Below are 628 nucleotides of genomic sequence, written 5' to 3'. Positions count from 1 at the left end.
AACCGGCTTCGGACGCCTCGGGCCTAAACCCAAAACACCTGGAAGCCTCCAGATCAATCTTCTCTTCACGATATATGCAGAACAGGCATCGTCACAAACGATGCAAACTTTGTTTTTCTTCAGAAGATATCTCAAATCCCTCAGTTCAACACCAAAGCGATTTGGTGGAGCTGAGCGGGATCGAACCGCTGACCCCCTGCTTGCAAAGCAGGTGCTCTCCCAGCTGAGCTACAGCCCCAACCATCGCAAACACCTGACAGCAAACCGCCAGGATCAGTTAAACCAGGAGCAAACCAAACTGCAAAAGCAAATGGTGGGCCCGGGTAGACTTGAACTACCGACCCCACGCTTATCAAGCGTGTGCTCTAACCAACTGAGCTACGGGCCCATCGCTTTCATCCTGATCAACAGGACGATAGTCCGTCGCCGGCCGTCCGGCGCCCCAGCGGAGCGCAGCACCGAAGGTGCAAACAGCGCGTGAGCGCACTCAATGGTTCGATATCTTCTTGAAGAAAGAGAAACGTGGACGGCGAAAGCTCGCCATACCGTCGTGACCGAAGTCGACGCGGCGTATTGCGTTTCGATGGTCACCTGACTGGTGCCATCTATGTTCTAAAAAGCACGGGAA

2 tRNA genes are annotated in these 628 nt (G+C 54.0%); both read right to left on the bottom strand.

The features are described 5' to 3' along the window. Positions 1-162 precede the first annotated feature (162 nt). Positions 163-238, bottom strand: a tRNA-Ala gene (locus tag C9413_RS32560). A 73-nt stretch (positions 239-311) separates the two neighbouring features. Next, positions 312-388 (bottom strand) — tRNA-Ile (locus C9413_RS32555). Positions 389-628 lie beyond the last annotated feature (240 nt).

The sequence above is a fragment of the Rhizobium sp. SEMIA 4085 genome, assembly GCF_013004495.1.
GTDB classification, from domain to species: Bacteria; Pseudomonadota; Alphaproteobacteria; order Rhizobiales; family Rhizobiaceae; genus Rhizobium; species Rhizobium gallicum.
The sequence above is the reverse complement of the archived record's forward strand: the minus strand, read 5'-3'. Positions and strand labels throughout refer to the sequence as shown.